General features: G+C 66.4%; 12 protein-coding genes and 3 pseudogenes. 6 read left to right on the forward strand and 9 right to left on the reverse strand.

What is annotated here, in order from left to right; all coding sequences use genetic code 11:
- Positions 1 to 454: 454 nt before the first annotated feature.
- The 3 genes and pseudogenes from B043_RS0105385 to B043_RS13465 all read right to left on the reverse strand — a co-directional run.
- Positions 455 to 1,888: a M12 family metallopeptidase gene (locus B043_RS0105385; protein ID WP_018461224.1), complete on the reverse strand. Its 1,434-nt coding sequence runs from the start codon at positions 1,886 to 1,888 to the stop codon at positions 455 to 457.
- A complete protein-coding gene (locus B043_RS0105390; RefSeq protein WP_018461225.1) occupies positions 1,885 to 2,568 on the reverse strand; it encodes a hypothetical protein in 684 nt (227 codons plus the stop codon). The genes B043_RS0105385 and B043_RS0105390 overlap by 4 nt, the downstream gene beginning before the upstream one ends.
- 188 nt (positions 2,569 to 2,756) lie before the next feature.
- A pseudogene (locus B043_RS13465) lies at positions 2,757 to 3,610 on the reverse strand (transposase family protein); the annotation flags it as partial.
- A gap of 41 nt (positions 3,611 to 3,651) precedes the next feature.
- Here B043_RS13465 and B043_RS12270 point away from each other — a divergent pair.
- Positions 3,652 to 4,092, forward strand: a pseudogene (locus tag B043_RS12270) (tyrosine-type recombinase/integrase); the annotation flags it as partial.
- 57 nt (positions 4,093 to 4,149) lie between these two features.
- Entirely contained in the window at positions 4,150 to 4,590 is a 441-nt protein-coding gene (locus B043_RS12800; RefSeq protein ID WP_155987400.1) for a hypothetical protein, read from the forward strand.
- An 11-nt stretch (positions 4,591 to 4,601) separates the two neighbouring features.
- Here B043_RS12800 and B043_RS0105405 read toward each other — a convergent pair whose 3' ends face one another.
- From B043_RS0105405 to B043_RS0105415, 3 genes and pseudogenes are all read right to left on the reverse strand, one after another.
- A complete protein-coding gene (locus tag B043_RS0105405) occupies positions 4,602 to 4,823 on the reverse strand; it encodes a DUF4926 domain-containing protein (RefSeq protein WP_018461228.1) in 222 nt (73 codons plus the stop codon).
- Positions 4,810 to 5,055, reverse strand: coding sequence for a DUF6883 domain-containing protein (locus B043_RS13470; RefSeq protein WP_018461229.1), 246 nt, complete (start codon positions 5,053 to 5,055; stop codon positions 4,810 to 4,812). The genes B043_RS0105405 and B043_RS13470 overlap by 14 nt, the downstream gene beginning before the upstream one ends.
- 36 nt (positions 5,056 to 5,091) lie before the next feature.
- Positions 5,092 to 5,259, reverse strand: a pseudogene (locus tag B043_RS0105415) (transposase); the annotation flags it as partial.
- A gap of 508 nt (positions 5,260 to 5,767) precedes the next feature.
- Here B043_RS0105415 and B043_RS0105425 point away from each other — a divergent pair.
- On the forward strand, positions 5,768 to 6,295 hold the full coding sequence (locus tag B043_RS0105425; protein WP_018461232.1) for a hypothetical protein: 528 nt from the start codon (positions 5,768 to 5,770) through the stop codon (positions 6,293 to 6,295).
- A 173-nt stretch (positions 6,296 to 6,468) separates the two neighbouring features.
- Here the strand turns inward: B043_RS0105425 and B043_RS12805 are convergent, their stop codons facing one another.
- Together B043_RS12805 and B043_RS12500 are read right to left on the reverse strand one after the other, a co-directional pair.
- Positions 6,469 to 6,612, reverse strand: coding sequence for a hypothetical protein (locus B043_RS12805; protein WP_018461233.1), 144 nt, complete (start codon positions 6,610 to 6,612; stop codon positions 6,469 to 6,471).
- Positions 6,612 to 7,562 carry a ParB/RepB/Spo0J family partition protein gene (locus tag B043_RS12500; RefSeq protein ID WP_018461234.1) on the reverse strand — a complete coding sequence of 317 codons (951 nt, stop codon included), beginning with the start codon at positions 7,560 to 7,562 and terminating at the stop codon, positions 6,612 to 6,614. The genes B043_RS12805 and B043_RS12500 overlap by 1 nt, the downstream gene beginning before the upstream one ends.
- 123 nt (positions 7,563 to 7,685) lie before the next feature.
- Between B043_RS12500 and B043_RS12915 the strand changes: the two genes are divergently transcribed.
- Both B043_RS12915 and B043_RS0105445 read left to right on the forward strand, forming a co-directional pair.
- Entirely contained in the window at positions 7,686 to 8,801 is a 1,116-nt protein-coding gene (locus tag B043_RS12915; protein WP_018461235.1) for a hypothetical protein, read from the forward strand.
- Between the two features lie 217 nt (positions 8,802 to 9,018).
- Complete coding sequence (locus B043_RS0105445) at positions 9,019 to 9,351, forward strand: hypothetical protein (protein ID WP_018461236.1); 333 nt, start codon at positions 9,019 to 9,021, stop codon at positions 9,349 to 9,351.
- 205 nt (positions 9,352 to 9,556) lie between these two features.
- On the opposite strand, the gene B043_RS12285 is transcribed toward B043_RS0105445, so the two are convergent.
- The gene (locus B043_RS12285) at positions 9,557 to 9,757 is read right to left on the reverse strand and encodes a DUF2283 domain-containing protein (RefSeq protein WP_018461237.1); all 201 of its coding nucleotides are present in this window, start codon (positions 9,755 to 9,757) and stop codon (positions 9,557 to 9,559) included.
- Between the two features lie 278 nt (positions 9,758 to 10,035).
- Here B043_RS12285 and B043_RS0105455 point away from each other — a divergent pair, with 278 nt between their 5' ends.
- Positions 10,036 to 10,974, forward strand: coding sequence for a site-specific integrase (locus B043_RS0105455; RefSeq protein WP_018461238.1), 939 nt, complete (start codon positions 10,036 to 10,038; stop codon positions 10,972 to 10,974).
- Positions 10,975 to 11,494: the final 520 nt, after the last annotated feature.

An 11,494-nucleotide genomic window follows, 5' to 3' on the forward strand; every position in this document is an offset into this window, starting at 1 on the left:
GAGCGGGTGTGGCCGTTGGTGGATGCGGTGGTGGCCAATGGGCAGGTGGGGACGGAGGAGGAGCTTTGGGAGAGGGTGGAGTCCAGGTGTGCGTATCTACAGACCCAAAGGGAGTTGATTCGGAACCACACCCTGTTCCACTGGTGGCCTGGGGGATGCTAAGGGAAAGATATGGAAGGGACTTCTTATGAGAGGCTCGCCTGTCCGCTGAAGCCCTTCTGGGACAAAAGGGCGAGGGTGATCTGGCCCCTCCTGGGTCACCGTGGAGCTTTGGGAGCTCAGGAGGTCGGGGGGCGAGGTACCCCCGTTGCAGGCGGCCAGGAGGAGGGCCAGGTCTAGGGCCGGAACGCCGACGCCGAGGCTTTGAAGTCCTACGTAGCACGAGGTCCTTCTACCCCCCACCCTAGCTAGAGGGGCTTACCAACCCCTTAAACCGCCTGGGGAGGGATGGGGGTCAGGGCACGGGGGTGCAGGCCGTGCCCGGTGCGGGCTCGCTCAGGGAGGAGTTCAGGGGGGTTAGGGTGAAGCAGACCTCCTTTCCCCTCCCCTCCGGAGCCACCTGGACCAGGGCGGTGTAGAGGGCGGACTGGCGTTCCGCCTCCAGGAGCGATGGGCTGACCTCCACGGGGTTCCCCTCCACCCTGGCCTCTAGGGCATATCGGGTCGCAAACCCCCACTCCGCGTAGGTGAGCTGGACCCGGCCGTCCCCAAGGGAGGTGGCCTGCACCACCACCTTTTCCTCCGGCCAGCGGGTGAAACAGGCCCGGATCAGGCTTGCCCGGTAAGGTTCCGGCCGGCCCTCCACCCAGAGCCGCACCCTGGCCTCCTCAAAGCCAAGGGTGCTGCAGGGGGCGGCCCTAAAGGAAAGGTCCACCTCCTCCCCCGGGGCCAGGGTGAGGGGCAGGGCGAGACCCTCCACCCCCTCCACAAACCCCTCCGCTTCTACTTGGGTGACCTTCAGGGCCACTGCTCCGGTGTTGGCCAGCTTTCGGGAGAAGGAGTAGGCGCGGGGCCGAGAGGAAGCGTAGTAGCTCACAAAGCTCTGCAGGCGGAGGAAGGGGGTGGCGTAGAGGGCCCGGATGGCCTCCACATCCCCCGGGGAGAGACCGTTCCGCTGGCCGATGGCGGAGAGGTCGGCCTTCTTGGGGACTAGGGTGGGCTGGCCGTTTTTGGAGAAGGCGTAGGCGGAGTAGTGCATCACGGAGGCGTAGTCGTAGGGGGTGTGGGAACGGGCGTTGTAGCCGTATTTGTAGAAATTGTAGGCGTATTGCTCAACGATGTTCTCCCACCTCACCTCCACCCACTCGTCCCGGTCGGGGCGGTTCTGCTCGTGCCAAAAGCCCAGAGCGTGGAGGAGCTCGTGGACCACCGTGCTCATGGAAGGTATCCCCTCCCAGCCGCAGTAGACGCCCAGACGCTGCTCCCCGCCCTTCCGGCCCCCGTAGGAGTAGCAGGTGCCAGGCTCCCTGTCGGCCAAGACCCGCACGTAGTCCACCTCCCCCTCCCGGGGCTTGAAGCGGACGGGGGTCTGGTCCTCGATGTGGGCCACCGCTTGCTGGAAGACCTGCCGGTGGGCCTCGGTTAGGGATTCGTCCAGCACATAGGGCACCACCCCGTTGGGCCATAGCCGCCCCCACAGGACCTGGGGCTCCAGGCTCACCCCTTGGGGGCGGAGCCCTGAGGACAGCCTGGGCACCAGGATGTCCCCCTCCACCAGGAGGTGCTCCGGGTCATGGGGCAGCACCTGCCCCCACACCTCCCCCAGGGTTCCATCTGGAAACTCCACCTGGACCCGCTCCCAGGCCACGGAGGGGGGTGCCTTGATCCCCTGGAGGGAGCAGGCCGCCAAAAGGAAACCGAGCGCCAAGCTTACCTTGGTCCACCTCATGGGCACCCTCCACCACACCGGGCCACCGCCAGGGTGAACTCCCCTTCCCTCTCCAGGCCGGGCAGGATCACCCGCAAGGCCGCGGTCTCCTGGACGTAGGACCGCCCCAGGTAGGCCGGATCAGGGCCTTCCAAAGCGAGCACCAGCCGGTCGGGGCCCGAACGCTCCGGGAGGTACCGCACCCGCACCTGGTCGGGGGCCTCCCCTACCAGGGGGCTTTCCAGCTCCACCCGGTAGGCCCAAGGGGGTACGTCCAACCCCCCTTCCCGAAGGAGGGCCACCTCCATCTCCACCTTTCCCCCAAGGGGCACCACCACCAGGGGGGGAACCTCCAGGGCAAAGTTTCCTTGGAAGGGGGAAAACCGTCCCACCACCTCGGTATCCTCCTGGACGGTGAAGGCACAGTCTCCTAGGCCGGAACAGCCTCCTTCCCACCCGGAGAAGTAGTGGAAGGGCTCGGCCTGGGCTTGGAGGACCACCTCCTGCCCCTTGGGGTACTGGACCTCACAGGAATCGCCTTGGGCCCCGCAGCGGAGCCGCCCGTCCCGGGAAACGAGGGTGCCCCCCGTCTCGGGAGAGGGGACCAGGCGGAGGGTGAAGGTGGGTGGGGTGGGCGAGAAACCGCCTGGACACGCGGTAAGGACCAAGGCCAGCAGGGGGATGAAGGACCACCGCTTCATGGTTCGGAGAACAGCTTAGCTTTCGGGTTCTTTCTTGTCAATCTTGTCAATTTCTGTTCAACCCTTCTTTTCTCCCGACTCAGCGAATCCTGAAAGTGAGGTTCCCCAGGTACCACCCCGGGGAACCCCGCCAGAAAAGGGGCTAATTGCTTAGGCTTTTACTAATTCCTTCGTGTGCTACCTGAACTCTACCCTTCCACCCCCGCCATCCGGAGGAGGAGACGGCTCCGGATGAGGTTGTGCACCAGCAGGATGAGGTTCACCCGGCCCAAGAACCCCTCAAAGGACCGGCTGGCAATACGGTGCAGACCCAAGGAACGCACCATCACGCTGAACCGCGTCTCTATCCAGTTCCGTACCTTTCCCAGCAAGATACGCCCTACGGGCGTGACCCACCCCCTCCACCCTGTCTCCACCCTCTTCCCCCCTCGCAAACGATAGGGAGGGGTCTTCGCTCCAGGTACCCAGCGGGTCAGCCCCGAAGGGGCTATCTTGGCTCCCCGGTCCCCCAAAAGGGCAGGAAGCCCCTCAAAAAGCTCAATCCCCCAGGTCTCCCGGGCGTTGCCGGGAAGGATGCCCAAGTGGAAAAACACCCCCCGCTCGTTCATGACCCCCAGCAGCACGTAGCCGGCGAAGGCCCCCAAGGGACCAACCCCCACGGCGCTGTGGGGGAGGCTCAGGTGGTGAATCCGATGGCCGTAGGCCAGGGGAATGGGCTTCAGGTCTACGATCTGGAGAAGGCCTGGGCCTTGGGCGAGAGACGGGCCAGGAGGGCCTGGGCGTTCTTCAGAACCCGGTAGAAGCGGGAGAGGTGGGGCAGGGAGGGAAAGAAGGGGCGGCTGCTTTCCCTACAGGGGAAACACATTTGCGTGAGCAAGAGGGTGGTCTTAGCGGCTATGTAACCTTTGGCCAGGTCTTGGCCGAGCAGGGTGATGAAGATGGCGAGGGTGAGGAGCTCAGCCAGAGTGGCTTTTTGCCCCTTCTGGGGTCGGGGCAGACGAACACCTTGAGCTTGCAGGGCCTTCAGTTGGTCAGGAACATAGGCCTTCGGCCTGACCCACCCACACGTAGGTAGCCACCAGGCTCACCTACCAGGACGGGATCCCCCACGCCATCCGGGTGAAGGGGAAGGGGGACCGGGAGCGGGTGGTGGTCCTCTCCCCCACGGCCCAGCGGGCCCTCCACCAGTGGCTCAAGCACCGGAACCTGGAGGGGCACCCCACCAGCCCCTACATCTGGAGCCACACCTCGGGGCCGAGGCGGGGCCAGCCCTTCAGCGTGCGGGCGGTGGAGGCCATGGTGAAGCGGGTGGCCCGCAGGGCGGGGTTGAAGGACTGGGCCCGCATCACGCCCCACAAGCTCCGGCACTCCTACGCCAGCGCCCTAGTGGAGGCGGGGCGGGGGATAGACGAGGTGAAGGAGCTCTTAGGGCACAGCTCCATCGCCACCACCCAGGTCTACGTGCACGTGAGCCGCAGGCGCCTGGAGGAGGCGGCCCGGGCGCTGCCGGATGTGTTGGGGTGAGCAGGCTTCCCTCGTTTGCGAGGAGAAGCTATAATCCGGCTGAAAGGAGGATTAAAGATGCCGGCTAAACGTAGTCAGGGGCCGAATCTTTTTAAGATAGTTTGCCCAAGCTGTGGTCAAGAGGCTAAAGGGTTAACCATAGAAGACATCGTCCAAAAACATAGGGACCCGAAGGGCTGGATTGTTTGTCCCGCTTGCGGGCAGGAGGCCTACATCCCCATACAGAAAACGCTCGCCGAAGGAGACGAGTGGAAGCCCCATGTTCGTGCCATCATCACCTTTTGGAACGATAAAAGCCCTTCTATTTATAGACCCTTTGCTTTCGCGATAAGCTATGAACCCAAGGGGAAGATTGTCGGTTTATGGATGAACTACTATAAGGTTCTCCCGGATGAGCAAACCGGCGGTACAAGGATCACGAGGATCAAGCACGGCCCTGCCCTTTACGAGGAAAATCTAGCCTACTTCCTTCCCAGGCTCACAGAGCTATTGAGATAGAAGCCTGGAGTCTAGGCCGTTTCCCTCAGGTGCAGAATGGCCGAGCCCCGGAGGGGTTCCACCTCCTCCCGGGTGAGGTCCAGGAGGGCCACCGTCTCCCCGCGGTGGTCCACGAACTCCACCGCGTAGGTCTCCCCTCCCGGGTAGACCAGGACCACAGCCCCCACGTCCCCTTTCCTCAGGCCGGATTCTGGCCGGTCCACTTTTAGGGCCACCAGGTCACCTTCCCGCATCCTCGCGCCTCCTATAGGGATAGGCCGTCACTAGGCGGGCCGTGTCCTTTCCCCTTTCAAGGTACCAAACGCTCACCACCCACGGGCGTTTTCCGGAAGGGGTGGCGAGGGGACCGATGCAGATCAGCTTTTCCCCTTCGGGGGCGGGCTGGACCTCTCTTTCCGGGGCCTCTCGGGCCTGGACGACGAGGGCCTGGGCAAGGGCCTCGGGGTTCTGGCGGGAGAACCCCAAAGCTAAGAGACTGTCGGATAAGTCCCCCGTTGGGCTTCAGGTGGCCCTGGCTAGCCGCTTCACCAACAAGCGTATCATGGCCACGTACACCCACGCCGCGCTCACCTCGGGATGAAGCTCGTAGTCCACCCGCAAGCGCCGGTTCCTCACCAACCAGGCAAATGTCCGCTCCACCACCCATCGCTTCGGTATCGCCCTAAAACCCCGCCCCTCCCCCCGCATAAACCTGAGGCCGGGAGCATAGGTGCAAGTTTTGAGGCACCCCCCGGCAGGACGGCGAAGGGGGCTGAGCGGAGCCCGGCAAAGAGGGGGGGCCTCGAGGCCCCAAGGCCCGGGTTTTTGGGGGGGCAGCCCCCTGGCAGGGGCCGGAAAGGGGAGGGTAGAAAAATGGCAGACCTCTGCCAGCACCGTCTGGGACGGTAAAAATCCCTGCTCGGAAGGGGTACGCCACCTTCACATCCTGGCAGACCCTTGCCAGCCCGTTTTTCGGGGGTTTTGTGGGGGGATGGGGGAAGGGCATTCCTCTCCCCAGAGGTCGGGGAGGGGATCAGACCTGAAGAAGCGCCGGTACGAGGCCGTGGCGGAGGTCTACCGCCAGGCCATCGGGGTGAGGACCAGAGAGGAAATCCGGCGGGCCCTGGGGTAAAGGGCCGGAGAGGGAAGGGGGAGGGGTGGAAGGCCGCCCCTCCCCTCCTATCTGATGGGAGGGGATATGCTCTGGATCAAAGGAAAGGTCGTCGGGGCCACGGAGCGGGAGAGCAAGTTCGGCAACCGGTACGCGGTGGGTACGGTGGAGGTGCCCACGTCGGAAGGGAAGGTGCGCCTGCCCTTCCTGGCCTTTGGGGCCATGGGGAACAGGGCCAAGGAGGCGGTGGGGGAGCACGCCCTGCTGGTGGGGCAGGCGAAGGCGGGGCGGGAAGGCCTGGAAATGGTGGTGGAGAACCTCCACATCCTGGAGGTGGAGGACGGCGGGGGGCGGTTCACCCTGGTGGGGGCGGTGGTGGGCGCCCCCAGGACGGTGCAGGGGGGGAGCCTGGTGCAGGTGGCCGTGCCCCGGCGGAACGGGGTGGAGATCCTTCCGGTGTGGGTGATGGAGTACGCCCCCCTGCCCTGGCGGGGAAGACCCTCTTCGTGGAAGGCGCGGTGCGGGGGCGGGGCCATGCTGGTGGCGACGAACGTGGACTTCCTGAAAGGAGAGGGGTCCGCAGAGGCGTGGAGCGCGGGCGCGCACCCGGCGTGAGAAGGTGCGACGCACGTCAAAACGCACAGGTGAAGGGGGAGGTCAAAATCCGCATGCACCCCCCTGTACAACCGACCGTTTTACGCCTCCCCCCTGTAGAACCAACGGTTCCACAGGCCCGAAGCAACCAAAACCCCCCAGCTCCGTGCTGGGGGTTGTTTGGAATCCCTCCGCTAATCTCCCTTGCGTCCCCTCTTCTTCCCCGTCCCGAAGGCCTCGTCCCCGAAGAAGTAGAAGCCGAGCCCCAGGAGGAAGATGGACGTGCCCAGGGCGATGAACGCCAGCGGCAGGTCCGGCCCCAGGTCCTGGATGAACACTAGCCTTCACCTCCTTCCTCATCGCCCCCATCGTCCTCGGGGGCCTCATAGCCGTCCTCAAGCTCCCCTTCCTCCTCCAGGATGGAGGTGAGGCTATCCAAAGCCTCCCTCAGGCGGGGGGCCCACCCCTCGGGGGCCTTCTCGTAGAGGCGCTCCAGGCGTTCCACGATCCCCTGGAGCTGGCCCAGGGGGCCCCGGGGGCGGGGGGGCTTGGGGCGGTAGCGGGCCACGTTCCTGGCCACCCTCCAGAGGTGCTCCCCGGGGGAGAGGGGGGTGAAGACCTCCCCCCTCTCCAGCCGCCCCATCCATTCCCTGATCCGCTCCAGCTTGGCGGGGTCCCGAACCAGCTCCAGGGCCTCCTGCAGGGAGAGGCCCGCCCCCGCCAGGGCCCTCCGCACCTCGGGGGGGAGCCTGAAAAGATGGGCGTACTTGACCACGAAGGTCAGGGGGGCTATGGGGAACCCCCTCAGGATCTCCCGCAGGGCCTTGAGCCCCTCGTGGCGGAGGGGGTCGAGGTGGGTCCTCCTCCGCCGGGCCCCCTCGTGGTCCGTCCGGGTGCGGCGGAGGAGCTCCAGGAAGGACTCCTCCGTGTGGCCGAAGTTCAGGAAGGCGTGCTTCAGGACGGCCTCCACGGTCTCGAAGGCGTCCAGGGGCGCCCGGGTGAGGTTCTCCGCCAGGGCCATCTGGTGAAGGGTGCCGGGGTCGGGTTTGGGGACGACCCGCACCGGCACCCGCTCCAGCCCCGCCTCCCTGGCGGCCCAGTAGCGCCGCTCCCCGGCCACCAGGCGGTAGACCTCCCCGTCCCGGTAGACGATGAGGGGCTCCAGGACCCCCAGGGCGCGGATGCTCTCCACGAGGGCGTAGTCCCCCTTGGGGCCGCGGCGGGGCTGGTCCTCCCAAGGGACGATGAGGGAAAGGGGGAGTTCGAGGATTTCAGGATCCGGCTCCATACGGCGAATATGATACACCAACTTTTCCCTTTTTCAAGCCAAAACTCTCAAGGCATTGAGTTGCTTACATAAAAACATGCAACACCCCTACCCCGGAACGGGCACGGGTATAGAATGACTCCCATGAGCGCCCTGAGGCTCCTCATCCTCCTCCCCCTCCTCCTCCTGCCCGCGTGCCTGAGGCTGGAGGGGCCGAAGCCCCCGGAGGACCCCGAGGCCCTGGCGGAGTGGCTGGGGACCTTCCGCATCCGGGAGTTCAGGTACACGAACGGGGACCGCTACTTCTTCCTGGAGCTGGACCCCAGGGACCCCAACGCCGTCCAGGCGGGGATCCTCTTCAACGGCTACCCCTACGACCCCCCCGACCAGTACTACCCCGACCTGGACACCGGGGGCGGGGTGGGGCGGGCCTGGATCAAGCCCTTCCCCCAAAAGGAATACATCCCTGACGTGGACGGCTACCTCAGGGGCTTCGACATCGCCGACGGGGCCTTCGCCGCCTCCCTCCACCGGGGGGAGATGCTCTTCACGGTGTACGGCCAGATCTTCGGGCGGTGGTACCGCATCGAGATCCCCACGGAGGTCTCCCACCGCCGGGAGGACACCCACATCAAGGCGGTCTTCAAGCCCGCCCGGGCCTACCCCCTCCCGGACCTCCCGGAGATCGACCCCTTCAGCGTCCTGCCGCCCTCCTACCCCGTGCCCCTCTGCGCCCAGCCCTGGTCGGCCCACGTGGACGACCCCCTGGGGGTGAGGCTCACCTACGTGCCCTGGGTGCGGGAGGCCATGCTGAACCGCATCGAGATGACCCTCTACGCCTCCATCTACCGGAACCCCCTGGTGCAGCGGAGCCCCAGCGGGGGGGACCGGGTCTTCTACACCCCCCGGGACGGGGGCTTCAACCTCCTGAGCCAGGCCCTGCTGGCGGTAAGCTTTACGGATGACCCGGACGACTGGATCTACTTCGACTACTTCGTCCGCCTGGGGAACCGGCACCCCAAGATCGCCCACGCCTACGACCTCTTCTGGCGGTTCTACAACGTGCGCCCCTGGCGGGTGACCCGGGCCCCCGACGGGGGGTGGTACTGCGAGGGGTTCGAGGGGGAGAACCTGAAGTGGGAGGGGCCCTTCACCTACGAGGAGTTCAAGGCCCGGTTCTTCGACCCCCGGCTTCCGGTGCCCGACGAGCCCCCCGAGCGCAACGGGATGCGCCTCTGGCCCGCCCCGGGGCGGCCTTAGGGGAGAACCGGGGGCGTACCGCGGTACTCTCCAGGGCCAAGCTTAGCCCAGGCGGCCCGGCTGGACCTGAGGAGGGCTGGGTCTGGATCGCCCCCTACGACACCGCCGGGGGGAGGCCCCACCGGGACCGGAACCGCATTGCCCCCCACGAGCCCGTGGACCTGCCGGGGGATCCCAGCCGGACCCTCAATGGGGCCAAGGCCGCAGGGAGGCCGCCATGGTCCTGGAGCCCGAGAAGGCCCAACCCCAAGACCCCAAGGCCCGCCTGAGCCTCCTGAAGGACGCCTTCGGGATGTGCTTCCTGGAGGATCCCGAGCTCTTCGAGCTCCTCCCCGAGCGCTTCGTCCTCCACGTCCTGCCCCTGGACGACGAAGAAGCCGGTCAGGTGGCCCTAGCCGAGCTCCCCCATCTCCGGAAGTGGTCGGCGGAGGGGGAGGGCCCCATCGCCAAGCTTAGCCCTTACGGGCTGACGCAGGCCCTCTTCCTCGGGGGACGGCTGGTGGGGGTGGTGCTGCCCGAGGGGAAGGTAGTCCCGGCGCGGGCGGCGTAATCCTTACCAACGGACATGTCCGCCTCCAAGTCCCGCCAGGGGTGCTCCAGGACCTGGAGCCGGCGCGGGCCCTGCGGGCCCAAGGCCTCTCCCGGCGGGAGCTGGCCCGGCGCATGGGGACCTCCCCCGGGCCGCGGGGGCCCTGGGGGCAGGGCCGGAGGTGCGGTTTGCCGTCTGAGGGGGCCTAACCCCTCCTAGAGGGGCCCTAACCCTCCCCTTTCGCCCAACGCAGCGCGAGGGCCCGGGGGCCTTCTCCCTGGAGCCCCAGGGCCTCCACCCCCAGGGGCCGTCCCTCCCGGTCGTAGTCCACCACCACCTCGGGAGCCACGGGTCTGGAACGGGCTACCCTCCCCTCCCGCAGCCAGAGGTAGAGGGCGTGGGCCTCGGGGTCGTAGGTCCAGCGCACAGGCCTTCAGAGGTGGGCCACGATGGCCTCCCTGAGCAGCGTCCTTTCTGCTATCTGGCGTAAGCCCTCTCTAAATCATTTCCGCCACCCTTGTTCTTTTTCACCCGCCCCCACCCCAACAACCCCCCACCACACCCCTCTTCCTCCACCTCACCTCCCCTTCCCCACCACCTTTCCCATCCCCAGGCCTTCCCATGCGCTTTTGGCTTTGGGGTGTAAAAGGCCCGGGGTCTGGGGGTGTGGTGGGGGCGGTGGCGGGCGTGCTAAAATGAGGGTAAATGGCAGAGTTTATATTTGAAGACCCCTGGAGTGACCCCGAGGAGCGGAGGCGGCGGGTGGAGGAGGCCCTCCGGGGGTGGGACCGGGAGGCCCTCCTGGAGGGCCTGGAGGCCTTCCGCCGCCGCAGGGGCAAGCGGGGCAGCCGCGTGGACCGGGCCTCCGTGGAGGCCTTCCTCTTCTGGCTGGAGCGGGAGGGGCGGCGCTGGCCGGCCTTGGAAGCAGGGGATGTGAAGGGGTTCCTGCGGGAGCTCTTGGTCCGGGGGAATCCCCTCTCCTCCGTCCCCAAACCCTACCGGGACAAGAGCCTGGTCCGGGTCCTGGCCTCCCTGCGCCTCTTCGCCCGGTTCCTGGACTGGGCCGGGGTGGGGTGGCCGGCCCATGTGGAGTGGCCCCAGAACGTCCTCAACCCCGTGCGCCATGACCTGGCCCTCCCGGAGGAGGCGTACCGGCGGCTATTGGAGAGCATCCCCACCTTTCCCGTGGCCCACCAGCGCCCCCTCCTGGCGGTGGTGGTCCCCCTCATGGGGGAGGTGGGGTTAGGGTACCGGGAGCTCTGCGCCCTCTGGCGGCAGGACTACCTGGGGGACCGGCTCCTGGTGCGGGGGAAGGTGCGGGAGGTCCCCCTCTCCCCCGAGGCGCAGAAGGCGGTGGAGGAGTGGCTTCCCCTCCGGGACTACCTGGCGGGGCTCCACCCCATCCCCTACCCCCATCTCCTCCTCCGCACCGCCCGGGGGAAGGGGCGGGGGAAGCCCTTGAGTCCCCTGGCCCTCCGCCTCCTCCTGGAGGACCTCTTCCACCATGCGGGCCTGGGGGGGATCAAGCAGATCATGCGCGCCCTGCAGTACCGGGCGGTGCGCCGGTTCTTCCAGCGGGGCTACCCCAAGGAGAAGGTGGCCTACTTCGTGGGGGTGAAGCGCATCGCACAGGGGTGGGAGTAGGGCTACATTGGAGAGAAAACTTATACCTAGTCAAAATCTGCGCGAACCCCCAATCCCCCCAAAACCCCGGGGGGTTGACGCACACCCCCCCCACCCAGGCTATAATCCCAGCCAAAGCGGCCTCTTCCCTTCTCGGTCGCAGCGGATCTTGAAAATCAAGATTAGACTTTGATGAGAGCCTGCTGTGTAGGACGTTGTGTTTAGGTGTCCACCGTACCTTTAAGGGTTTGAAACAGGTCTGGGTTCCCCTGGACGACAGGGGGCAGATTAGTGTCCACCGTACCTTTAAGGGTTTGAAACTCAGGAACGAGGTGAGCCCGAGGGAGGCCAGGGAGGGCACCCGTGTCCACCGTACCTTGAGAGCCTGAGCCTCAAGGTTAGCCTTAACAGGCTGGCCTTGGTGGACGGGATGGACTCGGAGGGGATGGGGTTGGTGTACCTGCCGCCCTATTCTCCGGAGCTGCAGCCGGTGGAGCGGGTGTGGCCGTTGGTGGATGCGGTGGTGGCCAATGGGCAGGTG

The sequence above is a fragment of the Thermus oshimai DSM 12092 genome (genome assembly GCF_000373145.1).
Taxonomy (GTDB): Bacteria; Deinococcota; Deinococci; order Deinococcales; family Thermaceae; genus Thermus; species Thermus oshimai.

Bases quoted from the DNA above. Each gene is read 5' to 3' on its own strand.
- B043_RS0105385 (WP_018461224.1), bottom strand. From the start codon at position 1,888: ATGAGGTGGACCAAGGTAAGCTTGGCGCTCGGTTTCCTTTTGGCGGCC.
- B043_RS0105390 (WP_018461225.1), bottom strand. From the start codon at position 2,568: ATGAAGCGGTGGTCCTTCATCCCCCTGCTGGCCTTGGTCCTTACCGCG.
- B043_RS12800 (WP_155987400.1), top strand. From the start codon at position 4,150: ATGCCGGCTAAACGTAGTCAGGGGCCGAATCTTTTTAAGATAGTTTGC.
- B043_RS0105405 (WP_018461228.1), bottom strand. From the start codon at position 4,823: ATGCGGGAAGGTGACCTGGTGGCCCTAAAAGTGGACCGGCCAGAATCC.
- B043_RS0105425 (WP_018461232.1), top strand. From the start codon at position 5,768: ATGCTCTGGATCAAAGGAAAGGTCGTCGGGGCCACGGAGCGGGAGAGC.
- B043_RS12500 (WP_018461234.1), bottom strand. From the start codon at position 7,562: ATGGAGCCGGATCCTGAAATCCTCGAACTCCCCCTTTCCCTCATCGTC.
- B043_RS12915 (WP_018461235.1), top strand. From the start codon at position 7,686: ATGAGCGCCCTGAGGCTCCTCATCCTCCTCCCCCTCCTCCTCCTGCCC.
- B043_RS0105445 (WP_018461236.1), top strand. From the start codon at position 9,019: ATGGTCCTGGAGCCCGAGAAGGCCCAACCCCAAGACCCCAAGGCCCGC.
- B043_RS0105455 (WP_018461238.1), top strand. From the start codon at position 10,036: ATGGCAGAGTTTATATTTGAAGACCCCTGGAGTGACCCCGAGGAGCGG.